Annotated in this window: 23 protein-coding genes; 8 read left to right on the forward strand and 15 right to left on the reverse strand. The window is 70.9% G+C overall.

What is annotated here, in order from left to right; genetic code table 11:
- The first annotated feature begins 13 nt into the window (after positions 1–13).
- Positions 14–574, forward strand: coding sequence for a hypothetical protein (locus tag AB0J69_RS37950; protein WP_364127812.1), 561 nt, complete (start codon positions 14–16; stop codon positions 572–574).
- On the opposite strand, the gene AB0J69_RS37955 is transcribed toward AB0J69_RS37950, so the two are convergent.
- Genes AB0J69_RS37955 through AB0J69_RS37965 form a run of 3 tightly spaced genes read right to left on the reverse strand, consistent with a single transcriptional unit; the run spans position 546 to position 3,168 of the window.
- On the reverse strand, positions 546–1,430 hold the full coding sequence (locus AB0J69_RS37955; RefSeq protein WP_364127815.1) for a GNAT family N-acetyltransferase: 885 nt from the start codon (positions 1,428–1,430) through the stop codon (positions 546–548). The two genes, AB0J69_RS37950 and AB0J69_RS37955, sit on opposite strands and share 29 nt — an antisense overlap.
- A gap of 42 nt (positions 1,431–1,472) precedes the next feature.
- Positions 1,473–1,967 carry a 5-(carboxyamino)imidazole ribonucleotide mutase gene (gene purE / locus AB0J69_RS37960; RefSeq protein ID WP_364127817.1) on the reverse strand — a complete coding sequence of 165 codons (495 nt, stop codon included), beginning with the start codon at positions 1,965–1,967 and terminating at the stop codon, positions 1,473–1,475.
- A 52-nt stretch (positions 1,968–2,019) separates the two neighbouring features.
- The gene (locus AB0J69_RS37965; protein WP_364127820.1) at positions 2,020–3,168 is read right to left on the reverse strand and encodes a 5-(carboxyamino)imidazole ribonucleotide synthase; all 1,149 of its coding nucleotides are present in this window, start codon (positions 3,166–3,168) and stop codon (positions 2,020–2,022) included.
- Positions 3,169–3,463: 295 nt separating this feature from the next.
- Here AB0J69_RS37965 and AB0J69_RS37970 point away from each other — a divergent pair, with 295 nt between their 5' ends.
- A complete protein-coding gene (locus AB0J69_RS37970) occupies positions 3,464–3,946 on the forward strand; it encodes a GtrA family protein (RefSeq protein ID WP_364127822.1) in 483 nt (160 codons plus the stop codon).
- Here the strand turns inward: AB0J69_RS37970 and AB0J69_RS37975 are convergent.
- Complete coding sequence (locus tag AB0J69_RS37975; RefSeq protein WP_364127824.1) at positions 3,930–5,207, reverse strand: ATP-binding protein; 1,278 nt, start codon at positions 5,205–5,207, stop codon at positions 3,930–3,932. The genes AB0J69_RS37970 and AB0J69_RS37975 overlap by 17 nt on opposite strands.
- 3 nt (positions 5,208–5,210) lie before the next feature.
- Positions 5,211–5,879 carry a response regulator transcription factor gene (locus tag AB0J69_RS37980; protein ID WP_043620820.1) on the reverse strand — a complete coding sequence of 223 codons (669 nt, stop codon included), beginning with the start codon at positions 5,877–5,879 and terminating at the stop codon, positions 5,211–5,213.
- Between the two features lie 313 nt (positions 5,880–6,192).
- Here AB0J69_RS37980 and AB0J69_RS37985 point away from each other — a divergent pair, with 313 nt between their 5' ends.
- Entirely contained in the window at positions 6,193–6,825 is a 633-nt protein-coding gene (locus tag AB0J69_RS37985; RefSeq protein WP_364127827.1) for a GNAT family N-acetyltransferase, read from the forward strand.
- Between the two features lie 269 nt (positions 6,826–7,094).
- On the opposite strand, the gene bfr is transcribed toward AB0J69_RS37985, so the two are convergent.
- The 7 genes from bfr to AB0J69_RS38020 form a co-directional block, all read right to left on the reverse strand.
- A complete protein-coding gene (gene bfr / locus AB0J69_RS37990; protein ID WP_364127829.1) occupies positions 7,095–7,580 on the reverse strand; it encodes a bacterioferritin in 486 nt (161 codons plus the stop codon).
- A 26-nt stretch (positions 7,581–7,606) separates the two neighbouring features.
- Positions 7,607–7,783, reverse strand: coding sequence for a (2Fe-2S)-binding protein (locus tag AB0J69_RS37995; RefSeq protein ID WP_127939836.1), 177 nt, complete (start codon positions 7,781–7,783; stop codon positions 7,607–7,609).
- Positions 7,784–7,899: 116 nt separating this feature from the next.
- Complete coding sequence (locus tag AB0J69_RS38000; RefSeq protein WP_364127832.1) at positions 7,900–8,520, reverse strand: MBL fold metallo-hydrolase; 621 nt, start codon at positions 8,518–8,520, stop codon at positions 7,900–7,902.
- Positions 8,517–9,605, reverse strand: a complete 1,089-nt coding sequence (locus AB0J69_RS38005) for an S-(hydroxymethyl)mycothiol dehydrogenase (protein WP_364127835.1) — start codon at positions 9,603–9,605, stop codon at positions 8,517–8,519. Before AB0J69_RS38005 ends, AB0J69_RS38000 begins: the two co-directional genes overlap by 4 nt.
- A gap of 15 nt (positions 9,606–9,620) precedes the next feature.
- Positions 9,621–10,586 carry an adenylate cyclase regulatory domain-containing protein gene (locus AB0J69_RS38010; RefSeq protein WP_364127838.1) on the reverse strand — a complete coding sequence of 322 codons (966 nt, stop codon included), beginning with the start codon at positions 10,584–10,586 and terminating at the stop codon, positions 9,621–9,623.
- 15 nt (positions 10,587–10,601) lie between these two features.
- Positions 10,602–11,114 carry a PH domain-containing protein gene (locus tag AB0J69_RS38015; RefSeq protein ID WP_364127841.1) on the reverse strand — a complete coding sequence of 171 codons (513 nt, stop codon included), beginning with the start codon at positions 11,112–11,114 and terminating at the stop codon, positions 10,602–10,604.
- Between the two features lie 57 nt (positions 11,115–11,171).
- Entirely contained in the window at positions 11,172–11,993 is an 822-nt protein-coding gene (locus AB0J69_RS38020) for a biotin--[acetyl-CoA-carboxylase] ligase (protein ID WP_364127844.1), read from the reverse strand.
- A gap of 84 nt (positions 11,994–12,077) precedes the next feature.
- On the opposite strand from AB0J69_RS38020, the gene fdhD reads away from it, so the two are divergent.
- A complete protein-coding gene (fdhD, locus tag AB0J69_RS38025; protein WP_364127847.1) occupies positions 12,078–12,917 on the forward strand; it encodes a formate dehydrogenase accessory sulfurtransferase FdhD in 840 nt (279 codons plus the stop codon).
- 80 nt (positions 12,918–12,997) lie between these two features.
- A complete protein-coding gene (locus AB0J69_RS38030) occupies positions 12,998–14,071 on the forward strand; it encodes an epoxide hydrolase family protein (protein WP_364127849.1) in 1,074 nt (357 codons plus the stop codon).
- 53 nt (positions 14,072–14,124) lie between these two features.
- On the opposite strand, the gene AB0J69_RS38035 is transcribed toward AB0J69_RS38030, so the two are convergent.
- The 3 genes from AB0J69_RS38035 to AB0J69_RS38045 form a co-directional block, all read right to left on the reverse strand.
- Complete coding sequence (locus AB0J69_RS38035; protein ID WP_364127852.1) at positions 14,125–16,746, reverse strand: phosphoenolpyruvate carboxylase; 2,622 nt, start codon at positions 16,744–16,746, stop codon at positions 14,125–14,127.
- A gap of 68 nt (positions 16,747–16,814) precedes the next feature.
- Positions 16,815–18,374 (reverse strand): hypothetical protein, encoded by a 1,560-nt coding sequence (locus tag AB0J69_RS38040; protein ID WP_364127854.1) that lies wholly within the window; start codon positions 18,372–18,374, stop codon positions 16,815–16,817.
- Positions 18,371–19,273 carry an ABC transporter ATP-binding protein gene (locus tag AB0J69_RS38045; protein WP_364127857.1) on the reverse strand — a complete coding sequence of 301 codons (903 nt, stop codon included), beginning with the start codon at positions 19,271–19,273 and terminating at the stop codon, positions 18,371–18,373. Before AB0J69_RS38045 ends, AB0J69_RS38040 begins: the two co-directional genes overlap by 4 nt.
- 36 nt (positions 19,274–19,309) lie before the next feature.
- Here AB0J69_RS38045 and AB0J69_RS38050 point away from each other — a divergent pair, with 36 nt between their 5' ends.
- From AB0J69_RS38050 to AB0J69_RS38060, 3 genes are all read left to right on the forward strand, one after another.
- The gene (locus tag AB0J69_RS38050) at positions 19,310–20,899 is read left to right on the forward strand and encodes an acyl-CoA carboxylase subunit beta (protein WP_364127860.1); all 1,590 of its coding nucleotides are present in this window, start codon (positions 19,310–19,312) and stop codon (positions 20,897–20,899) included.
- A complete protein-coding gene (locus AB0J69_RS38055) occupies positions 20,896–21,105 on the forward strand; it encodes an acyl-CoA carboxylase subunit epsilon (RefSeq protein ID WP_364127862.1) in 210 nt (69 codons plus the stop codon). Before AB0J69_RS38050 ends, AB0J69_RS38055 begins: the two co-directional genes overlap by 4 nt.
- 107 nt (positions 21,106–21,212) lie before the next feature.
- On the forward strand, positions 21,213–22,154 hold the full coding sequence (locus AB0J69_RS38060) for an NYN domain-containing protein (RefSeq protein WP_125632505.1): 942 nt from the start codon (positions 21,213–21,215) through the stop codon (positions 22,152–22,154).
- Positions 22,155–22,229 lie beyond the last annotated feature (75 nt).

The following is a 22,229-nucleotide window of genomic DNA, read 5'->3' on the forward strand; positions in this document are numbered from 1 at the left end:
GGTGAGGAGCCGTATGGACAGGACGGCCAGGCTCTTGTCCGGTGCCGCCATCCTGGTGTGCCTGTTGTCGCTGCGGCCGGAGCCCCGGCCCGCCGTGGCCGCCCAGGCCGAGGGCGAGCTGCTGGCGATCGCGCGGACCTACCTCGACGACCGGGCGGCGCGGCTGACGACCGACGCGCCGGAGGGGGAGCTCACCCGCGCCCCGGTCACCGACGCCCTCCGGCGGCGCCTGGCCGCCGATGCCCTGGCGATCGACCGCCGCCGGGAGCTGCTCCGCTCCGTGAACGGCGGCCACGACCGGGCCGAGGTGACCGTTCAGGACGCGCGGTTCGACCACGACCACGAGGACGAGGGCGGAGCCCCGGCCCTCCACCTCACCGAACGCACCAAGCTCTTCCACGGACGCACCCCCGCGAGCGCGCCACAGGCCGAGCAGTACCAGCTCAGGCACCGTTTCACGTTCGAGAAGTCGGCCGACGGACGATGGCGGCTGGCCTCGGCGGTTCCCGAGCTGGCCGAGGGCGGGCTCCCGCCGGACACGTACCCTAGACCAGGTGCCGGACCCACTGGGTGACCAGCGGACGATAGCCGCGGCGGGCCCAGAACGGGGTGGACACCGGGTTCGGCAGCGCGTGGTGCAGCACCATGGACGAGACCCCGCCGGCCGCCGCGTGGTCGTGGGCCGCCGCGGTGAGCGCCGCGCCCACGCCCCGCCCCCGCGCCGACGGCTCGACGTACATGACCCCCAGGTACGCCACCGGCGAGTCGTTCACCGACCGCGCGATCCACCCCGACCGTCCGGGCGGCTGGACGATGACGCAGCCCACCGGTTCACCGCCCATCTCCGCCAGCCAGCACCACTCCAGCGGCAGCACCTCGGTCACCACCGACTCCCTGATGCGCTCCCTGGTGGACGCGCGCACGGTCACCCAGCCGAACTGCGCGTCGTATGCCACCAGCCGCTCGTACATCCGCGCCACCGCCTCCAGGTCGCCGAGGCCGGCCCGGCGGACGGCGGCTACGGCATGCGCGGCGCGCGGGCGGATGCGGCAGACGGCGGCCGCGGCGATGGGGGTGAACCCGCGGACGGCCAGGGCCCTGGCGGGGACGGTGTCGCGGCTCGGCCACGACACGGTCAGCGCCTGCCCGGGCTCGGCGCGGCGGGGCGCGGCCAGCCACCGGTCGAGCAGCGCGCCGAACGCGGCCTCCGGGTCGGGGCCGGCGACCCTGGCCTGGAGGCGGTGTACGACCAGCGGGGACCAGGAGGCCCGGAGCTCACCTGGATCGATCCGGTCCACCGACACCACGCCGACGGCGTCGGACGTTTCGAGCAGCTCGTCGCGCTGGCGTAAGGACAGCTCGTCCTCGCCGGCGAGGAGCGGGTCCGCGGCGCGCACACGAGCCGCGTGACCTTTGATCAGATCGTCCATCCCGGCACAGTAGCCGCCGGAAAGCCCAGGATAAAAGGGCTTTCAGAGCTCGGCCGCCTCCGCGCGCAGCTTCTCGCCCTTGGCGTACGCCTGCTCCTTCAACCGCTCCTGGAACTCCTCCATCCGCTCCCGCAGCCCCTCGTCGGAGGCGGCCAGGATGCGTACGGCCAGCAGCCCCGCGTTGCGGGCCCCGCCCACCGCCACCGTGGCGACCGGCACCCCGGCCGGCATCTGGACGATCGACAGCAGGGAGTCCATCCCGTCGAGATATTTCAGCGGCACCGGCACCCCGATCACCGGCAGCGGCGTGACGGAGGCCAGCATGCCGGGCAGGTGGGCGGCCCCGCCGGCGCCGGCGATGATCACCCGGAGGCCGCGGGAGGCCGCCTGGCGGCCGTAGTCGATCATCTCGACCGGCATGCGGTGCGCCGACACGACGTCGGCCTCGAACGGCACCCCGAACTCGGCGACCGCCTCCGCGGCGGCCTTCATGACCGGCCAGTCGGAGTCGCTCCCCATGACAATGCCGATCTTCACTGCGTCTCCTTCGTCAGCACCGGGAAATCGGGAGCTCGCCCGCTGCTCTCTCTCACGTGTACTCCCCGGTCATGAGGTAGACGGCGGCGTGGCGGGCGCGGGCGCGCACCTCGTCGAGGTTGGAGCCGAGGGCCGTCACGTGGCCGATCTTGCGGCCCGGACGCACCTCTTTGCCGTAGAAGTGCAGCTTGATGCCGGGGTCGTGGGCCAGCACGTGCTCGTAGCGCTTGAACAGGTCGGGGTCGTCACCGCCGAGCAGGTTGGCCATGACGACGACCTGGGCGGTCATCTTGGGCGTGCCCAGCGGCAGGTCCAGGACGGCCCGCAGGTGCTGCTCGAACTGCGACGTCGTCGAGCCCTCGATCGTCCAGTGGCCGCTGTTGTGCGGGCGCATGGCCAGCTCGTTGACCACCAGGCCACGGGCGGTCTGGAACAGCTCCACCGCCAGCAGCCCGGTCACATCCAGCTCGTCGGCGATCTTCAGGCCGATGCGCTGGGCCTGCGCGGCCTGCTCCGGGTCGAGCCCGGGAGCGGGGGCGAGCACCTCGACGCAGATGCCGTCCTGCTGCACGGTCTCCACGACCGGATAGCTCACGCCCTGCCCGTGCGGCGAGCGGGCGACCAGCACCGCGAGCTCCCGCTCGAACGGCACGAACGCCTCGGCCATGAGCTCGACCCCGGTCGCGAACGCCTCCGTCACCTCCACCGCGCTGCGGCACACCCACACGCCGCGCCCGTCGTAGCCGCCGCGCACCGCCTTCAGCACCACCGGCCAGCCGTGCTCCTCGCCGAAGCGAATGGCGTCCTCGGCGGACGGCACCCGCGCCCAGGACGGGCAGGGCACGCCGATCTCGGACAGCCGCTCGCGCATGACGGCCTTGTCCTGGGCGTGCACGAGGGCGTCGGCGCCCGGGTGGACGACGTAGCCGTTGGCGGCCAGGGCCCGGATGTGCTCGGTGGGCACGTGCTCGTGGTCGAACGTGATCGCGTCGCAGCCCTTGGCGAAGTCGCGGAGATCGCCAAGATCGCGGTAGTCTCCGATGCGCGTGTCGACGATGACCCGGGCTGCGCTCTCCTCAGGACTGTTGGCCAGCACCCGCAGCTCGACGCCCAGCGCGATGGCGGGCGGCTGCGACATCCTGGCCAGCTGGCCCGCGCCGACGATGCCGACGACCGGTCCGATGGGGCTGTATGAACTCACGCCAGGTGAGCTTACCGGGACGCAACGACTTTCCCTGACCCAACCCGGCACCGCCTGTCGCAGGCAGGGGCTGGGCGGCCGTTCCGGGTTGCCCTATGGGCACGGCCGCCCAGCGCTCGCGTGCCCTCGATCTGCCATCGCAGCGTAATGCCCATGTAAGGGGTATGCCGGTCATAGGACGATATTTCTAAAGACGTTCTTTGCGCGGTATGTTGATGGGTCTGACATCCCGTCCTACATCACGGCCGGTACGCTGGGGGCGTCAGCTCTGACTAGGAAGGGACCGAGCAGAGACGTGGACTTCACCAAACGCCTCTACCAGCGGTTCTCCTCCCTCCTGCACGAGCTGGCCAAATTCGGCAGCATCGGTGCCATCGCCTTCCTCATCGACCTGGGGCTGCTCAACCTCTGCAGCGTGGTGTTCGACCTGGGGCCGCTGACGTCCAAGGTCGCGGCGACGTCGGTCTCCACGACGTTCGCGTACGCGGGCAACCGGTTGTGGACCTTCCGGCACCGCGAGCAGAACGGGCTGGGGCGCGAATATTTCCTGTTCTTCCTACTCAACGGCATCGCGCTGCTGTTCGGCATGCTGACGATCGGCTTCACCACCTACACCCTCAACCTGCACGACACGCTCAGCCTCAACATCGCCAACATCGTCGGCGTGGGGCTCGGCACCCTGTTCCGTTACTGGTCGTACAAGAAGTGGGTGTTCCTGGAGGCCACCGAGCCGATCCCGGTGGAGCTGCCCGAGGGCGGCGTCAGGCAGGACCGCTGACCACCCGGTTCCGGCCGTCGTCCTCGGCTGGGCGCAGGAAGATGGCGAACGTCGCCGGGCGCCGGCGCACCAGCTCCAGCCGGCCGCCGTCGGCCGCCGCCAGCGCGCGGGCCAGCGTCAGGCCGAGCCCGGTGCCTCCACCGCCGCTGACGTTCCGGTCGAAGATCTTGGGGGCGATCTCGTCGGCGATGCCGGGGCCCTCGTCCGCGACCTCGATCACCACGTAGTTGTCGCCACAGGTGGTGGTGACGGTGACGGCGCCCCCACCGTGGCGCAGGGAGTTCTCCAGCAGCGAGGCGATCACCTGGCCGAACCCGCCCGTCGTGGCCATCGCCTTCAGGCCGCGGGAGCCGTCGAGCTGCAGCGCACGGTGCGCGTCCCGGAAGACCGGCTCCCATTCGGTGATCTGCTGGACGAGCACCTCGTCGATCGCGACCGGCTCGGCCTGGGCGTGGCGCTGGCGGCGGGCCGCGGCCAGCAACTCGTCGATCACGGCGGTCAGCCGCTCGGCCTGGACGATCGCCGCCTCGCCCTCCTCGCGCACGACGTCCGGCTCGTCGGAGGCGGCCACGATCTCCTCCAGGCGCATGGTGAGCCCGGTCAAGGGGGTGCGGAGCTGGTGGGAGGCGTCGGTGGCGAACTCGCGCTCGCGGGTGAGCAGGTCGGAGATGCGGGTGGCGCTGCGGTCGAGCACCTGGGCCACGCGGTCGAGCTCGGGGATGCCGTAGCGGTGCTTGCTCGGCCGCGCGTCCCCGGAACCCAGCCGGTCGGCGATCTTCGCCAGGTCCTGCAGGGGCAGCGTCAACCGGCGGGACTGCACGACGGCCAGGCTCACGGCCACCGCCAGGGCGGCGACGGCCAGGGCCACGATGAGCAGCAGGCGGGCCCGTACGTCCTGCTCGACCTGATCGCGGTCGCGGCTGATGCGTACGTAGACACCGGTGTTGGTCTGGGCGTCCTCAGTCATCAGGTGACCGGACGGCGGGGGCTCGCCGACGACGGTCACCCTGAGGGGGGTTCCACGTTCCCAGATCTGGATGAACCTGCCCGGGTACTTTTGCTCCAGTTGCTGGGGGTCGAGCGGCGTCTCCTGGACACGGGCGTACTCCACCTCTCCCACGAGACGCTTGGCTTCCGCCCCAAGCTCCTGAGCCGCCTCATCGACGATCAGGCGGCTGACGACGACGCCCAGGGGGACCCCCAGCAGCAGGACCGCGATTACCGCGACGACCAGGGTGGAGGAGAGCAGTCGGCGGCGCATCTCCTACTCGCGCTCGAACCGGAAGCCGACTCCCCTGACGGTCGTGATGTAACGCGGCTTGGCCGCGTCGTCACCGAGCTTGCGGCGCAGCCAGGAGATGTGCATGTCGAGCGTCTTGGTGGAGCCCCACCAGTTGGTGTCCCACACCTCGCGCATGATCTGCTCGCGGGTGACGACCTTGCCCGCGTCGCGGACCAGGACGCGCAGCAGGTCGAACTCCTTGGTGGTCAGGTGCAGCTCCTTCTCCCCCATCCAGGCGCGGCGCGAGTCGGCGTCGATGCGCACCCCCTGGACGACCGGGGTCTCGGAGGTGCCGCGGCGCAGCAGGGCGCGCACTCTGGCGAGCAGCTCCGCCAGCCTGAACGGTTTCGTCACGTAGTCGTCGGCGCCGGCGTCGAGGCCGACGACGGTGTCCACCTCGTCGACGCGGGCGGTGAGTATCAGAACCGGAGTGCCGTGGCCTTCGGCCCGGATCCGGCGGGCGACCTCGAGACCGTCCATTTCTGGCAGGCCAAGGTCAAGAACGATGAGATCGATGCCGCCCGACAGGGCCCTCTCCAGGGCCTGCGGGCCGTCGGGACTCACCTCAACCTGATAGCCCTCACGGCGCAGCGCACGCGCGAGTGGCTCGGATATCGAGGTGTCATCCTCGGCGAGAAGTACGCAGGTCATGAAGCGATCGTAGGACCTTAGGCGATCGTTTCCCGGGCACAGCGCGCGGTTTGACTCGTCGTTGACCTATCCATTGACCTGGGCAAACACAGCTAAAATACGTTACGTCGTGATTAAAGCACCGCCGTTTTCCACCCGAGAATCATCGGACGATCATGCCCGGTCGAGAGAGGATCAACCCCGCCACGCCAAGGGCATGCCCTGAACATTCGACGGCGATCATGGGGAAATGTCGTTGAATGCCGTGAATCGCGCTCGCGAAATGTGGGCCCGGCTCGCCCGGGTCCCCGTCACGTTCCCGGGCCGGGGAGGCGTGAGCGTGGCGGTCTCGCCGGAGTCCTGGATGTGCCCGCCCGGATGGGCCGGCATCGTGACGCTGGACGGGGCGATCCTGGCCGTCGTGCCCCGGCCGGGCCTGGTGGAGCCGGTGCGGGAGCGGCTGCTCGCCCTCCTCGGGTCGGGCGCCGGGCTGGCGGCGCTCACCGATCTCGCGGGGCCCGCGGCCGGCGACGTCCTGGGGCCGGCGGCACTCGCCTATCTCGACGAGGCGGACTTCGCCCCTGCCCCCGCGCAGGCGGAGAGCCTGCCGCCGGGGCACGACGACGTGCTGACGCTGGTGGCCTCGGTGCCGGAGGAGGACGCGCAGGAGAGCGGTCTCGACGAGACCACTTCGGCGGCGTACGTGGTCCGCGACGGGCGGGAGGTCGTCGCGGCGGCGGCGTACCGGCCGTGGCTGGACACGGCGGCGCACGTCTCCCTGCTGACCGCCACCACGCACCGGGGGCGCGGGCTGGCCCGCGCGGTCGCCTCGGCCGCCGTCGCGGACGCGCTGAGGAACGGGCTGCTGCCGCAGTGGCGGACCCGGGTCGAGGCGTCGCGCCGGGTGGCCCGGGCGCTCGGGTTCCGGGAGCACGGCGAGCAGATCAGCCTCCGCCCCGGCCGCTGAAAGCGCCGCTGACAGGGTTGCCGGCCGTGGCGGTCGCACCACCGGCGCCCCCGTCGGCCTGGCCCACGGGGGCGGTGCGCGGGCTGCGTGGCGGTGGGAGTGGGGAGTCTCGTGGCGTGACGGCCCTGGTGGAGCAGGTCACGCTGCACGCGGGGCGTACCGGTGAGCTCACGGTACGGCCGGCGGGCGAGGCGGGGCCGCGGGTCTGTGGCCGCCGAGGCCGGGCGGTCGTACACGATGGCCGCCCCGGCCTGCGCGCTGCCCGGCGGTCAGTCGTCCGACGAGTGCGGCTTGGCGTAGCGGGCCAGGTAGAGCTGCTCCCCGAGGCTGCGGATCAGGCCCAGCTCCGTCTCCAGGTAGTCGATGTGCTCTTCCTCGTCCTCGAGGATCTCCTCGAAGATGCGGGCAGAGGTGATGTCGCCTTTCTCGCGCATGAGCTGGATCGCCGGGCGCAGCCGCTGCACCACCGACATCTCCACCTCAAGGTCGGCCTTGAGCTGCTCCTCGACGGTCTGGCCGATGTGCAGCGTGCCCAGGCGCTGGTAGTTGGGCAGGCCCTCCAGGAAGAGGATGCGATCGGTGAGGCGCTCGGCGTGGCGCATCTCGTCGATCGACTCTTCGCGGGTGTGCTCGGCCAGCTTCGTGTAGCCCCAGTTCTCCTGCATCTTGGCGTGCAGGAAATACTGGTTGATCGCGGTGAGCTCCGCGGTCAGCTGTTCGTTGAGCAACTCGATGATCTGCTTGTCGCCCTGCATGAAACGGGCTCCTCGTCGCTATCCGGCTATGCGGTCGTGAGTTCTTCAGACCGTTTCAGGATCGCACAGATCTTCCGTACACAACGGGCACAGTCCCCACCAGCACCGGTGGTGTCGCGGATCTGCTTCGCGCTCGTCGCCCCGGAGGCGATGCAGTCGTGGACCTCGTTTTCGGTCACGGCACGACAAATGCACACGTACATCCAGGGACTAGCCTCTCGTGAAGGAACGGGCGCCTTTAGGTTAGGCACACCTAAGGTAACCCACTTTGGTAAGGCTTGCCTACGTTGGGTGGGTCACAGTCGCCTATCCCCGCCTGTCAGTGCCCCCTGGCGATCCACTCCTCCAGGTGCGGGGCCTCCCCGCCGATCGCGGTGGAGTCGCCGTGCCCCGTGTGCACGACGGTCTCGGGCGGCAGGGTGAGAAGCCGGTCGCGGATCGAGTCGATGATCGTCTCGAACGAGCTGTAGGAGCGGCCGGTCGCCCCCGGGCCGCCCTTGAACAGGGTGTCGCCGCTGAACAGCGCTCCCAGGTCGGGCGCGTGAGCGCAGACGGCCCCAGGCGAGTGGCCGGGGGTGTGCAGGATCTGCAGGGCGACCCCGCCGACCACGAGCTTCTCGCCGTCGGCCAGCGGCTCGTACGTCACCTCCGGCCCGTACACCTGCTCCCACAGCACCTGGTCGGCCGGATGCAGCCGGATCGGCGCGCCGGTCAGCCCGGCGAGCTCCTTCGCCGCGTTGATGTGGTCGTTGTGCGCGTGGGTGCAGACGATGGCCCTGACCGTACGCCCGCCCACCCGCTCGGCGATCGCCGCCGCGTCGTGGGCGGCGTCGATGACCACGACCTCGCGGGCGTCGCCGACCAGCCAGACGTTGTTGTCGACGTCCCACGTGCCGCCGTCGAGCGAGAACGTGCCCGAGGTGATGACCCGGTCGATCATGAGAAGACCACCACCGAGCGCAGCACCTCGCCGCGGTGCATCTTCGCGAACGCCTCCTCGACCCCGTCCACGGAGATGGTCTCCGACACGAACTTGTCCAGGGGCAGGCGGTTCTGCAGGAACAGGTCGATCAGCATGGGGAAGTCGCGGCTGGGCAGGCAGTCGCCGTACCAGGAGGACTTCAGCGCGCCGCCGCGGCCGAACACGTCGAGGAGGGGCAGGTCGATGCGCATCTCCGGGGTCGGCACGCCGACCAGCACGACCGTGCCGGCCAGGTCGCGGGCGTAGAAGGCCTGCTCGTACGTCTCCGGCCGGCCCACCGCCTCGACCACCACGTCCGCGCCGTTGCCGCCGGTCAGGTCGCGGATCGCCTCGACCGGGTCGTTCTCCCGCGAGTTGACCGTGTGGGTGGCGCCGAACCTGCGGGCCCACTCCAGCTTGCGGTCGTCCACGTCCACCGCGATGATCTTCGAGGCGCCGGCCAGCGAGGAGCCCAGGATCGCCGCGTCCCCGACCCCGCCGCAGCCGATCACCGCCACGCTGTCGCCGCGCGTCACCCCGCCGGTGTTGATCGCCGCGCCGAGACCGGCCATCACGCCGCAGCCCAGCAGGCCCGCGACCTGCGCCGGAGCCTCGGCGGAGACCTTCGTGCACTGCCCAGCCGCCACGAGCGTCTTGTCCAGGAACGCCCCGATGCCGAGCGCGGGCGACAGCTCGGTGCCGTCCTTGAGCGTCATCTTCTGACTGGCGTTGTGGGTGGCGAAGCAGTACCACGGCCGGCCGCGCAGGCAGGCGCGGCACTGGCCGCACACCGCGCGCCAGTTGAGGATCACGAAGTCGCCGGGCTCCACCTCGGTGACCCCGGGGCCGACCGCCTCGACCACGCCCGCCGCCTCATGGCCCAGCAGGAACGGATAGTCGTCGCTGATCCCGCCCTCGCGGTAATGCAGGTCGGTGTGGCAGACCCCGCAGGCCTGCACATCCACCACCGCCTCGCCCGGACCCGGGTCCGGGACGATCACCGTCTCGAGCGAAACTTCCTGGCCCTTGCCCCGGGCGATGACGCCCTGCACTTCGTACGGCATGCCAGCCATCTTGTGTCAGGAGGATGATCTCCGCAAGACATACGGCTGGACCACGCCGAGTCCTCTCGCGGGACGCCGCCTGATCTTGTGCAATTCGTAACCGTCCAGCCCTTCGGCCAGCTCCGCGTCGACCAGGATGGTGCCGGGGCGGGCGATGGCGGTGAGCCGGGCGGCCAGGTTGACGGTGGTGCCGAAGACGTCGCCCATCGAGGGCACCACCGGGCCGTACGCCATGCCGATGCGCAGATCGTCGGCCCCGACCAAATCGAGCGCGACGGCCGCGGCCCCCTCCCGGGTCGGGGCGGTGAACAGCACCTCGTCCCCCAGCGTCTTGACCAGCCGGGCGCCGTGGGAGGCCACCACGTCGGAGGCCCGCGACTCGAACCCCTCGACCAGCCGGGCCAGCTCCTTCTCGTCGAGCTCGCGGCTGCGCCTGGTGAACGACACCAGATCCGCGAACCCCACCGCCATCGGCACCCGCGTCGGCACCAGCTCGTCGTTGACGTCGGCGATGGCCAGCAGCCGGGTGCCGGCGGCGGCGAGCTGGGCCCGCCAGACGTGGGTCAGGACGTGCTCGAAGTCGGGCATCAGGCCCTGCGCCGTGTCGAGCACCGTGGCCAGGTCGTCCGCGGAGGGCTCGTCCGGCAGCAGGGTGCCGATCATGATCTCGGCCTGCCACTGCGCCAGCCTGGCCGTGGTCTGGCCGAGCGCGCGGGCCATGCGGATGACCGTCTGCTCGTCGAGCAGGCCGCTGTCGAGCATGCTCCGGACCCGGCGCAGCGCGTCGACGTCGGCCTCGGTGAACGCCACGGCGTCGTCGGCCCGCTGCGCGAAGCCGAGCGCGCGCCAGATGCGCTCGGCCAGCTCCTGCGGCACGCCGCTCTTGGCGGCGACCTCCGACCGCGTGAAGCGCGGCGGCAGGCCGACGAGCAACCGCTCGATCTCCTCGGCGGTCGGGCGGCCCGGGCGGGATTCGCTCACGCGATGGAGGCTACGTCAGCGGCCGTCGAGCTCGCCGTCCGACGCGTCCTCGACGAGCCTGAACAGGTCGGTGCGGACGTCCTGGATCTTCGGGATGTCCTTCAGCACGATCTCCCCCCGGTCGCCGGCCGACTCCACCGTCAGCGTGCCGCAGCCGAGCAGGCGCTCCGCGAACGTCTGGTCGGAGCTCACCGTGTTGACCTTGGTGATCGGGATCTCGTCGGTCGACTTGTTGAGCACGCCGGTGCTGATCGTGAAGCGGTGCGTGGTGAGCACGTAGCCGGTGTTCTTCCACTGCAGGTACGGCACGAACGACCAGATCGTCAGCAGGATGAGACCGATGACGACGACCGCGATCCTGGCGTAGGACACGTACGCGAAGTCACCCGGGATGAAGTACAGCGCCGCACCCGAGGCCGCGGCGATGAGAAGAAGCGCGATGAAGGGGACGACCAGCCGCTTCCAGTGAGGGTGGAAGGACCGGACGCGCCGCTCACCCTGCGTCAGATGATGGTCGGGAAGGGTCATGGGCAAATGGTGCCACCATCCCCGCCCGGCTGCCACGCCGACGACGGAACGCGGCCACTAGTCCGCGGGGCGGACGTGCACGACGTCGCCGGCGCTCAGGGTGTATTTCTCACCGGCCGCCTCCACCTGCAGGTGCCCGAAGTGGTCCACGCCGGTCGCCTGCCCCGTCAGCGACTGCTGCCCCGGCAGCTCCACCCTGACCTGCCGCCCGACAGTGGCGCTGGTGGCGAGGTAGGCCGAGCGCAGCCCGGACGCCTCCACGTCGCCCTTGGCCTCCGTCCACTCCCGGTAGTGGACCTCGATCTCCCTGAGCACGGCGCGCAGCAGCGGGTCGCGGTCGACGCAGGCCGCCTCCTCGATGGCCAGCGACGTGGCGGTCTCGACCGGGAGCTCCTCCGGCCTGAGCGTCACGTTCAGGCCCATGCCGATGACGACGGCGTCGTCCACCCGCTCGGCCAGCACCCCGGCCAGCTTGCGCTCGCCGATCAGCAGGTCGTTGGGCCACTTGAGGCGCACGTCGACCTCGGCCAGGCGGCGCACGGCCGAGGCGGCGGCGACGCCGTACAGGAGCGACAGCCAGCCCTGCCCCGCGAGCGGCACGGTCGGCCTGAGCAGGATCGAGAACGTCAGCCCCGAGCGCGGCGGCGCCGACCAGGCGCGGCCCAGCCGGCCGCGGCCGGCCTCCTGCACCTCCGCCACCAGCACCGTCCCCTCCGGCGCCCCCTCCTGGGCGGCCCGCGCCAGGTCGGCGTTGGTGGAGCCGGTGCTGTCGACCACCTTGACGCCGGTCCACAGCGAGCCGGGGCGGACCAGGGCACGGTTGAGCGCCGCCTCGGAGAGGGGAGGCCGGTCGAGGTCGGAGTAGCGCGAGTCGGGCATCCTTCTATCTTGGCAGGGGGATGATGAAGGAGTGAGCACGCGTCCGCAGCCCGCGCGCCGGGCATGTTCGCGGTCGCGGGCGCTGTGAAGGCGCGCCCGGGGCCGAGCACCCGCATCCGGATCAGGGAGCTGTCCGGCTCCACGGCCAGGGACCGCCGCGACGACCTGGCCACGGAGGAGCCGCTGGAGATCCGCCTGACGGCGGCCGACGGCACGCGCAGGACGGTGGCCATCACCATGCGCACGCCGGGGCACGACTTCGAGCTGGCCGCCGGGTTCCTGCGGGGCGAGGGGCTGGTGGGCGCCGGGGACATCGCCGCGATCGCGTACTGCACCGACGTGGACCTCCCGCCGGAGGCGCGCTACAACACGGTGACTGTGCGCCTGCACGGCCCCGTCCCCGACCTGCCCGCCCTCGACCGGCACTTCCTCACCTCCAGCGCGTGCGGTGTCTGCGGCTCGGCCGGGCTCGAAGCGCTGCGCGACCGGTGCAAGCCCGTCCCCCGTGGCCTGCTGGAGCTGTCCCCTGAGCTCCTGTACACGCTGCCTGACGCGCTGCGGGCGGCTCAGGGGGTGTTCGGCAAGACGGGCGGGCTGCACGCCGCGGGGCTGTTCACGGCCGCGGGGAGGCTGGTGGCGCTGCGCGAGGACGTGGGCCGGCACAACGCGGTGGACAAGCTGGTCGGGTGGGCGGCGCTGAGCGAGCGGCTGCCGCTGTCCGAGCACGTGCTCATGGTGAGCGGGCGGACCAGCTACGAGATCATGCAGAAGGCGCTGGCGGCGGGTCTGCCGGTGGTGTGCGCGGTGTCGGCGCCGTCGTCGCTGGCGGTGGAGCTGGCCAGGGACTTCGGCCTGACGCTGGTGGGCTTCCTGCGGGGCGAGCGCTGCAACGTGTACGCGGGCGCGGAACGCATCTCAGCCTGAACCAGGTGTGGAATAAAGCATTCCGTTCTGCTATTCTGAGAACAGAACAAAGCGATCCGTTCCAGTTCTGGAGGACCCCCATGAACCCCTTCCGCATCGACATCCCGCAGGCCGACCTCGACGACCTCCAGGCCCGCCTCGCGCTGACCCGCTTCGCCGACGAGATCCCCGGTGCCGACCAGGGCGTCGGCGTCGACCGGGTCAAGCGCCTGATCGCCCACTGGCGCGACGGGTTCGACTGGCGGGCGCAGGAGGCCAGGCTCAACGCGTACCCGCAGTTCACCACGGAGATCGACGGGCAGAACATCCACTTCGTCCACGTACGCTCCGACAACCCCGACGCGCTCGCCCTGATCCTCACCCACGGCTGGCCCGGCTCCATCGCCGAATACCTCAACGCCATCGAGCCCCTGTCCCGCCACTTCCACCTGGTCATCCCCTCCCTGCCGGGTTACGGCTTCTCCGGGCCGACGCGGGAGCTGGGCTGGAACAACCTGCGCATCGCCCGGGCGTGGGCCGAGCTGATGGCCCGGCTCGGCTACGAGCGCTACGGCGCGGTCGGCAACGACGGCGGCTCGATGATCTCCCCGGAGGTCGGCCGGATCGACCCGGACCACGTCGTGGGAGTGCACGTCACGCAGTTGTTCTCGTTCCCGTCGGGCGACCCGGCCGAGTTCGCCGGCCTGAGCGAGGAGGAGCAGGCGGGGCTGGCCGTGCTCGACTGGTTCTGGAAGGAGAAGGGCGCCTTCAACGTGCTGCAGTCTCAGCAGCCGCAGACGCTGGCGCACGCCATCGTCGACTCGCCCGCCGGGCTGGTCGGCTGGCTGGCCCAGCTCTTCGACGAGGACCTGGACGACGACTTCGTGCTGACGAACGCAGCCATCCACTGGTTCACCGGGACGGCGGGCTCGGCGCTGCGCCTCTACTGGGAGAACGCCCGGGCCGAGCAGCCGAAGGGGCCGACGACGGTGCCGACGGCGCTGGCCATGGCGGAGGGCGACTTCGCGTCCATCCGCCGCTTCGCCGAGCGCGACCACGCGAACATCGTCTCCTGGAAGACCCTCCCGGCCCCGGCCCACGGCCACTACACGGCACACTCCGCCACGGAAGCGCTCACCTCGGACGTCATCGCCTTCTTCGAGAGCCTGCGCTGAACCGGGCCGGGGCAAGGGGGACGCGGGTGGCGTCCCCCTTGCGCGGGGCGGGCTCAGCCGGTGTTCTGCAGGCCGGCGGCCACCCCGTTGACCGACAGGAGCAGGAGGGTGGAGAGGCGGTCGCGCTCCTGCTCCGACAGGCTCTCCGTGCGGAGCGCGCGCAGGGCCCTGAGCTGGAGGTGCGAGAGGGCGTCCACGTACGGGTCGCGGAGCTGGACGGCGCGCGAGAGCACCTTGCGGTTCTCCAGCAGCCTGGTGTGGCCGGTGACGCGCAGGACCAGGTCGCGGGTCCGGTCGTACTCCTCCATGACCTGCCGGGCGAAGTCCTCCCGGCCGCCCAGCGCCAGGTAGCGCTTGGCGATCGAGCGGTCGGTCTTGGCCAGCGACATCTCCGCGTTGTCCAGCATCACGTTGAACAGCGGCCACTCCGCGTACGCCGCCCGCAGCTCGTCCAGGGAGCCGACCGCGGCCAGGCCGGTGCCCAGGCCGTACCAGCCGGGGAGGTTGACCCGGGTCTGGGCCCAGGCGAACACCCACGGGATCGCGCGCAGGTCGTCGAGGGAGCGGGGGGCGCCCAGGCCGCGGCGGGCCGGGCGGGAGCCCAGGCGCAGCGTGCCGATCTCCTCCAGCGGGCTGACCAGGCCGAACCACTCGGGGAAGCCCGGCGCCTCGGTCAGCGCGCGGTACGCCTGCTCCGAGGCCGTGGCCACCTGCTCGGCCAGGCCGCGGAAGCGCTCGGCGGCGGCCGCGGTGCGGGCCCCGACGGTGGGCGAGGAGGCCAGCAGCACGGCGTTGGCCACCTGCTCCAGGTGGCGGCGGGCGATGGCGATGTGGCCGTAGCGGGCGAAGATGACCTCGCCCTGCTCGGTGACCTTGAAGCGGCCCGCGACCGAGCCGGGGGCCTGGGCCAGCACCGCGCGGTTGGCCGGGCCGCCGCCGCGCCCGAGGGCGCCGCCGCGGCCGTGGAACATGCGCAGGTTCACGTCGTGCTCGGCGGCCCAGGCGGTCAGCTCCTCCTGGGCCTCGTAGAGCCGGAGCGTGGCGGCCGCGGGGCCGAGCTCCTTGGCCGAGTCGGAGTAGCCGAGCATGATCTCCATGCGCCGGCCGGTGTCCGCCAGGCGCCGCTGGATCTGCGGGATCTCCAGCATGCCGGTCAGCACGCGCGGCGAATTGGCCAGGTCCTGGCCCGACTCGAACAGCGGCACCACGTCGAGCACCGGCGCGCGGTCGCCGAGCGCGTGCGAGGCCAGCTCGTAGACGGCCGCGATGTCCTCGGCGGTGCGGGTGAAGGAGACCACGTAGCGGGAGCAGGCCGTGACGCCGAAGCGCTCCTGGATCCAGCCGATCACCCGGATCGTGGCCAGGACCTCCTCGGTGCGCTCCGACAGCTCGCCGCCGGCCCGCAGCTCCTCCAGGGCCGCCGCGTGCACCTGGGAGTGCTGGCGCACCTCCAGCTCGGCCAGGTGGAAGCCGAACGTCTCCACCTGCCAGATGAGGTGCTGCAACTCGCCGTACGCCTGCCGCGGCGCGGAGACGGCCAGCGACTCCTGGGCCAGCCGCAGATCGGCCAGCAGCTCGGACGGCGAGCGGTAGGCCAGGTCGAGGTCGCGGCGGCGGGTGGCGGCGATGCGGCCCGCCACGAACAGCAGCCACTGCCGGTGCGGCTCGCGCGGCGAGCGGGTGGCCAGCTCCGACACCACATCGGGGTGGGCGTCCACGGCCGCCGCCAGCGCCGACTTCAGCGCGGGCGAGCAGGGCGCGAACTGCGCCGAGGCGGTGAGCGTGCGGGCGATGCGGGTGCAGGCGGTCTCCAGGGCCGTCAGCACGTGCTCGGACTGGATCTGGATGGCCTCGCGGGTGACCTTGGCGGTGACGTTCGGGTTTCCGTCGCGGTCGCCGCCGATCCAGCTCCCGTAGCGGATGAAGGGCCTGGCCTGCGGTGGCCGGGTGCCGGTGCCCTCGTCGAGTGCCGCGTCCAGCGCGCGGTAGACCTGCGGCACCGTGCGGAACAGGGTCTCGTCGAAGGCGGCCATGGCCGTGCGTACCTCGTCGAGCGGGTCGAGCTTGGTCGAGCGGAGCTGGGCCGTACGCCACAGCAGGTCGATCTCCTCCAGCATGCGCCGCTTGCTCTCGGCGCGCTCGGAGGCCCCGCGGCCGGGCGTGTTGTACTCGGTGAGCTGACCGCTGACCCGCTGGATGGCGGTGACGACGGCGCGCCTGCGCGCCTCGGTGGGGTGCGCGGTGAGCACGGGGTGCAGCTCCAGGCCCGCCAGCAGCTCGGTGACGCGCTCGTGGCCCAGCTCGTGTACGGCCTGTGCCAGCGACTCGCGCTGCACCCTGCCCTCGGCGTCCCGCTCGCGCAGCGTGCGGATGCGGTAATGCTCCTCGGCCAGGTTGGCGAGGTGGAAGTAGCAGGTGAACGCGCGGGCGACGGCCACGGCCCGCTCGATCTCCCATCCGGCGACCATTTCGGTGATCACGTCGGCCGAGATCTCGCCCCTGCGCGCCGCGATGACGGCCTTGCGCAACCGTTCGACATCGGCCAGCAGGTCCTCGCCGCCCTGCTCGGCCAGCACCTGGCCGAGCAGTTTGCCGAGCAGGCGCACATCGTGACGTAGCTCGTCCGGCATCTCGGTTACGGCGACACTGCGACGCTCGAGCCCCTGGTCAATCATGTTTCGAAGGGTATCGAGTCGTCTCGGGACGCCGTAGACCGGTCTCAGCAATTGGACTAGACCACTGCTCAGGTGGGCTTTGACACCGCCAGGAGCAGTTCGGGAGTGCGGGCGAAACCGATCCTGGCGGCCAGCCGGCGGCCGAGCACCTCCGCCAGCAGGCCGTAGAACGGGGCCAGGACGCACACCCACAGGAGCCCGAACACGAGCGGCAGCACGAACGGCAGCGCGAGCAGCGCGATCCCCACCGTGGCCCCCATCGCGGAGGCGAACGCCAGCCCGCCCTGACCGGGGGCGGCGCCGCTGAAGGCGTTCATGCGCTCGGGCACGGTGTACGGCAGCACCACGCTCGTCACGGAGCCGACGCCGAGCCCGACCCCGAGCGCGCCCCAGCCGGCCAGCATGCCGGGCAGGATCGCGGCCGGCTGGCCGGCGAGCAGGCCGGTCGCGACGGCGATCACGGCGATCAGCGGCACGGCGATCAGGGCATTGGCCAGGTGCCGCCCGGCCAGGTCGGTGGCCAGGCCGCGCTCGGAGCCGAAGGTGACGGCGTTCATCCAGAGCGAGCGGCCGTCGATGCCGAAGGCGTTGATCGACTGCAACGCGATCATCAGGGCGCCCGCGCAGGCCAGGGTGACCGGCATGCCGGCGGCGGCCTCGGCCGTCCTGGTCAGGGAGAACGACAGCACGACCGTCACCAGGACCGAGCTGAACCAGCCCACGCGGTAACGGGGGTCGCGCCTGATGTACTTCAGCTCCTTCGTCACCACCGCCGCCAGCGGCCCGTCCGGCAGGAAGCGGTCGATCAGCCCGCTCTCCCTGCGTACGGAGGCCGCCTGGGTCGAGACGTCGGGCGTGACCAGCGCCCGGCTCAGCGCCTTGATCCAGAGCCAGGCCAGCACCACCACGAGCAGCGCCCCGAGCACCACCTCGGCCAGCCCCACCAGGCCGCCGTCGACGACGGCGTGGGCCATCATGCCGGGCGGGGTCCACCTCAGCACGGCGGCCATCTGGTGCAGCATGGCCGTCGGGTCGCCGAAGCCGGAGTTCATCACCAGGTTGGGCAGCTGCGCCAGCAGCACCACGAGCAGCGCCGCCACGGCCAGCACGTCACGGCCGCGCCGGGTGCGCAGCGCGCTGGACAGCGAGGTGGTGATCAGCCGGGACGTCACCACGCAGAGCGCGAACTGCACCAGCACGGCGAGCACCCCGAGCAGCCACCCGCCGGCGCTCGACGCCAGCCCGACCAGGGCGCCGAACGTGACGACCAGCATCGCCGCCGGCCAGACGCCGGTCACGGACGCGGTGAACAGGCCGATCGCGAGCCGGCGCGTGCGCAGCGGGAACAGCGACAGCTTGGCCGGGTCGAGCGTGTCGTCCAGGCCGAACGCGAGCAGCGGCACGACCATCCAGCCGACGAGGAAGGCGGAGAACGCCACGGTCACGAGGGACGCGGCGATGTCGGCGGGGGCCAGCCGCAGCAGGCTCATGAGGAAGAAGCCGAGCGCGGCCAGGCCCGCGGCGGCCACGAGGGTGAAGATGAAGCCGAGCTTGCGCTGCAGGTCACCGCGCAGGTTGCCGGCCAGCAGCCGCAGTTTGAGCTGCGCGAACAGCGCCACCGTGCTCACGGGTTCGCCCGGTGTCCGGTGCCCTGCTCGGCTTGGGAGCCGTCGGGTTCGGCAGATGCGTCGGGTGCGGCGGGTCCGTCGGGTGCGGCGGGTCGGGTGGGTGCGGCGGGTCCGGTCCCATCGGGCTTGGTGCCCTCGGGTCTGGCGCCGAGCCAGCTCAGGCCGGGCTCGCCGCCGCCCGGGCTGCCGCCGACCAGTTCGAGGAACGCCTGGTTGAGGGGGCGCCCGCCGCGTACGTCCGCTAACGGGCCCTGCGCCACGATATGACCCGCACTCATCACCGACACCCAGTCGCACAGCCGCTCGACCAGGTCCATCACGTGACTGGAGAAGATGACGGTCGAGCCGGAGGCGGTGAAGCGGCGCAGCACCTCGGTCAGCGTGTTCGCGCTGACCGGGTCGACGCCCTCGAACGGCTCGTCGAGGAAGAGCACCGACGGGTTGTGCAGCAGCGCGGCGGCCAGGCCGATCTTCTTGCGCATGCCGGTGGAGTAGTCGACGACGAGCTTGTCGGCGGCGTCGGCCAGGTCCATCACGGACAGCAGCTCGTTCGCGCGCTGCTCGACGTCGGCCTTGGGGATGCCGCGCAGGCGGCCGTTGTAGAGCAGCAGCTCGCGGCCCGACAGCCGCTCGAACAGCCGCAGCCCCTCGGGCAGCACGCCGATGCGCGCCTTGACCTCGACGGGATCGCGCCAGACGTGGAACCCGTCCACCTCGGCCGCGCCGCCGTCGGGTCGGAGCAGCCCGGTGATCATGCTCAGCGTGGTCGTCTTGCCCGCGCCGTTGGGGCCGACCAGCCCGGCGAAGCTCCCGGCGGGGACGACGAGATCTACCCCCGCGACGGCGATTTGCTGCCCGTATCGCTTGAACAGGCCATGGGTGCGAACCGCATCCGTCATGGATCCACTCTAGGAGGAGCGACTAGCCTTGCGCGCATGAGCGCTGCCGCGGAATCGATACCGGAAAAGCCCGATATCCACACCACCGCCGGAAAAATCGCCGATCTGGAGCGGCGGCTGGACGAGGCCGTGCACGCCGGTTCCGCGGCGGCCGTGGAGAAGCAGCGTGCCCGGGGCAAGATGACCGCTCGCGAGCGGGTGCTGGCGCTGCTGGACGAGGGCTCGTTCGTGGAGTTCGACGAGTTCGCCAGGCACCGGTCCACGATGTTCGGGCTGGAGAGGCGCAGGCCGTACGGCGACGGCGTCATCACCGGTCACGGCACGGTCGACGGCCGGCAGGTGTGCGTGTTCTCGCAGGACGTGACGGTGTTCGGCGGCTCGCTCGGCGAGGTGTACGGCGAGAAGATCGTCAAGGTCCTGGACCTGGCGATCAAGACCGGCTGCCCGATCATCGGCATCAACGAGGGCGGCGGCGCGCGCATCCAGGAGGGCGTGGTCGCGCTCGGCCTGTACGCGGAGATCTTCAAGCGCAACGTGCACGCCTCCGGGGTGATCCCGCAGATCTCGCTCATCATGGGCGCCGCGGCCGGCGGACACGTCTATTCCCCCGCGCTGACCGACTTCGTGGTGATGGTGGACCAGACGTCGCAGATGTTCATCACCGGACCCGACGTGATCAAGACGGTGACCGGCGAGGAGGTCACGTTCGAGGAGCTCGGCGGGGCCCACACGCACAACACGAAGTCGGGCGTGGCCCACTACCAGGCCGCCGACGAGGAGGACGCGCTCGACTACGTCAAGGCGCTGCTGTCGTACCTGCCGTCGAACAACCTGGACGAGGCGCCGATCTTCGAGGCCGCCGCGGACCTGGAGCCGGATCCCGACCTCGACGAGCTGATCCCCGACTCGGCCAACCAGCCGTACGACATGCACCAGGTGATCGAGCACGTGCTGGACGACGGGGAGTTCCTGGAGGTCCACGCGCTGTTCGCGCCGAACATCGTGGTCGGGTACGGCCGCCTGGACGGCCAGCCGGTGGGGATCGTGGCCAACCAGCCCATGCATTTCGCCGGATGTCTGGATATCAACGCATCCGAGAAGGCCGCCAGATTTATTCGAACATGTGATGCGTTTAATATTCCTATCCTGACTTTTGTAGATGTGCCGGGTTTCCTTCCCGGCACCGATCAGGAATGGAACGGAATCATCCGCCGGGGCGCCAAGCTCCTGTACGCCTACGCCGAGGCGACCGTCCCGCTGATCACGGTGATCACCCGCAAGGCGTACGGCGGCGCGTACGACGTCATGGGCTCCAAGCACCTCGGCGCGGACGTCAACCTGGCCTGGCCCACGGCTCAGATCGCGGTCATGGGCGCGCAGGGCGCGGTCAACATCCTCTACCGGCGCGAGCTGGCCGCCTCCGACGATCCGGAGAGCGAGCGGGCCAGGCTCGTCACCGAGTACGAGGACACACTGGCCAACCCGTACATCGCGGCCGAGCGCGGCTACGTGGACGCCGTGATCCGGCCGTCCGAAACCCGGCCCCAGGTCGTCCGGGCGCTGCGGGCCCTGCGGAACAAGCGGGCGACGCTCCCCCCGAAGAAGCATGGGAACATCCCGCTATGACGGCAGACCTGCGTATTGTCCGAGGCAACGCCACGCCCGAGGAGATCGCCGCGTTGGTGGTCGTGCTCGCGATCCGCCAGAGCCCGCCGGCCGTACCGGAGACCCCTCCCACCCCCCGACGGCAAACATGGCGAAACCCGGCTAGAGGTATGCGTAAGCCTGTCTCCCCAGGGAAGTCGGCATGGCGGATGAGCGCACTACCCTAGATAGATCCTGCGAATCGGGTGTCAAGTTCCCCGGGAGTTGGGACTATCTAGAGAAAGTAGGCGTATATAGTCGGCCGATCAACTAACACCGCGGCCTGGAGGACGACATGGCCATCCCAGACCTCATGCCGCATCCTGTGGCAGCCAAGTACGCCGTCCTAGTGGATGTCGGTTATCTGTACGCTGCGGCAGGTGAAGTGCTGCTCGGCGCGAAGGAGCGCAAGGAATATCGGGTGGCCGCCGATGAGCTCATCCAGAGTCTACAGAAACATGCAGAGGAACGTATTTCCGGCGAACTTCTGCGGATCTATTGGTATGACGCAGCCCGTGATCGCGTGCCGACCGTCGACCAGCGTGTGATCGCCCAGCTTCCGTGGGTCAAGGTGCGACTTGGCAACCTGAACGCCCGTGGCCAGCAGAAGGGCGTGGACGCGCAGATCCGGAGCGATCTGGAGGCACTGGCCAGGCATCATGCGGTCACCGACACGATCCTGCTGGCGGGCGATGAGGACATGGTCCCGGCGGTCGAGGCGGCGCAGGCGTACGGCGTCCGCATCCACCTTTGGGGCGTCGAGCCTCCTTACGGCACCAACCAGGCCGAACGCCTGGTGTGGGAGTCCGACACCGTCGAAGTGATCTCCGCTGATTTCCTAAGGCCCTTTTTCAGCCGCGCACCCCAGCCCGTCCCGGTCACTCCACCAGCCGCCGCCCCCTCGCCCGCCCAGGTCTTCGCCGGGCGCGCGCCCGTCAAACCGCACGCCAAGCCCGGCCAGGTCGCCAAACTCGGGCCGAGCCGGCCGCGGGTGGAGGACGTGGGCGAGCACGTGGCCCAGAAGTGGATACTCACCCGTGGCCGCGACAACATCCGCGACCTGCTGCCGGGGCCGATCCTGCCGACCGTGATCGACACCGAGCTGCTGATCGAGGCGGAGAAGGAGCTCGGGCACTCGCTGCGGCCCTACCCGGAGGCGCGGGTCTGGCTGCGTGACGGGTTCTGGGCGCGGGTCTACCGGGAGTTCGACCTGGGGGTCGGGGTCTCGTCGAAGTAGCGGCCGCCGTACGGGCTCCACCGGGGTCCGTACGGCGTCACGTTGGCGTCCGATTTCCGCCAGTCGTCACCCTTG

The sequence above is a fragment of the Nonomuraea sp. NPDC049709 genome (assembly GCF_040674815.1).
In the GTDB taxonomy this organism is placed as follows: domain Bacteria; phylum Actinomycetota; class Actinomycetes; order Streptosporangiales; family Streptosporangiaceae; genus Nonomuraea.

What these genes read in the sequence shown, in the direction of transcription:
- AB0J69_RS38055 (WP_364127862.1), top strand. Translation starts at nt 20,896, where the DNA reads ATGACGGCAGACCTGCGTATTGTCCGAGGCAACGCCACGCCCGAGGAG.
- AB0J69_RS37975 (WP_364127824.1), bottom strand. Translation starts at nt 5,207, where the DNA reads ATGCGCCGCCGACTGCTCTCCTCCACCCTGGTCGTCGCGGTAATCGCG.
- AB0J69_RS38030 (WP_364127849.1), top strand. Translation starts at nt 12,998, where the DNA reads ATGAACCCCTTCCGCATCGACATCCCGCAGGCCGACCTCGACGACCTC.
- AB0J69_RS38050 (WP_364127860.1), top strand. Translation starts at nt 19,310, where the DNA reads ATGAGCGCTGCCGCGGAATCGATACCGGAAAAGCCCGATATCCACACC.
- AB0J69_RS38015 (WP_364127841.1), bottom strand. Translation starts at nt 11,114, where the DNA reads ATGACCCTTCCCGACCATCATCTGACGCAGGGTGAGCGGCGCGTCCGG.
- AB0J69_RS37980 (WP_043620820.1), bottom strand. Translation starts at nt 5,879, where the DNA reads ATGACCTGCGTACTTCTCGCCGAGGATGACACCTCGATATCCGAGCCA.
- AB0J69_RS38060 (WP_125632505.1), top strand. Translation starts at nt 21,213, where the DNA reads ATGGCCATCCCAGACCTCATGCCGCATCCTGTGGCAGCCAAGTACGCC.
- AB0J69_RS38000 (WP_364127832.1), bottom strand. Translation starts at nt 8,520, where the DNA reads ATGATCGACCGGGTCATCACCTCGGGCACGTTCTCGCTCGACGGCGGC.
- AB0J69_RS38045 (WP_364127857.1), bottom strand. Translation starts at nt 19,273, where the DNA reads ATGACGGATGCGGTTCGCACCCATGGCCTGTTCAAGCGATACGGGCAG.
- AB0J69_RS38005 (WP_364127835.1), bottom strand. Translation starts at nt 9,605, where the DNA reads ATGCCGTACGAAGTGCAGGGCGTCATCGCCCGGGGCAAGGGCCAGGAA.
- AB0J69_RS37995 (WP_127939836.1), bottom strand. Translation starts at nt 7,783, where the DNA reads ATGTACGTGTGCATTTGTCGTGCCGTGACCGAAAACGAGGTCCACGAC.
- AB0J69_RS37950 (WP_364127812.1), top strand. Translation starts at nt 14, where the DNA reads ATGGACAGGACGGCCAGGCTCTTGTCCGGTGCCGCCATCCTGGTGTGC.
- AB0J69_RS38035 (WP_364127852.1), bottom strand. Translation starts at nt 16,746, where the DNA reads ATGATTGACCAGGGGCTCGAGCGTCGCAGTGTCGCCGTAACCGAGATG.
- bfr (WP_364127829.1), bottom strand. Translation starts at nt 7,580, where the DNA reads ATGCAGGGCGACAAGCAGATCATCGAGTTGCTCAACGAACAGCTGACC.
- AB0J69_RS37955 (WP_364127815.1), bottom strand. Translation starts at nt 1,430, where the DNA reads ATGGACGATCTGATCAAAGGTCACGCGGCTCGTGTGCGCGCCGCGGAC.
- AB0J69_RS38020 (WP_364127844.1), bottom strand. Translation starts at nt 11,993, where the DNA reads ATGCCCGACTCGCGCTACTCCGACCTCGACCGGCCTCCCCTCTCCGAG.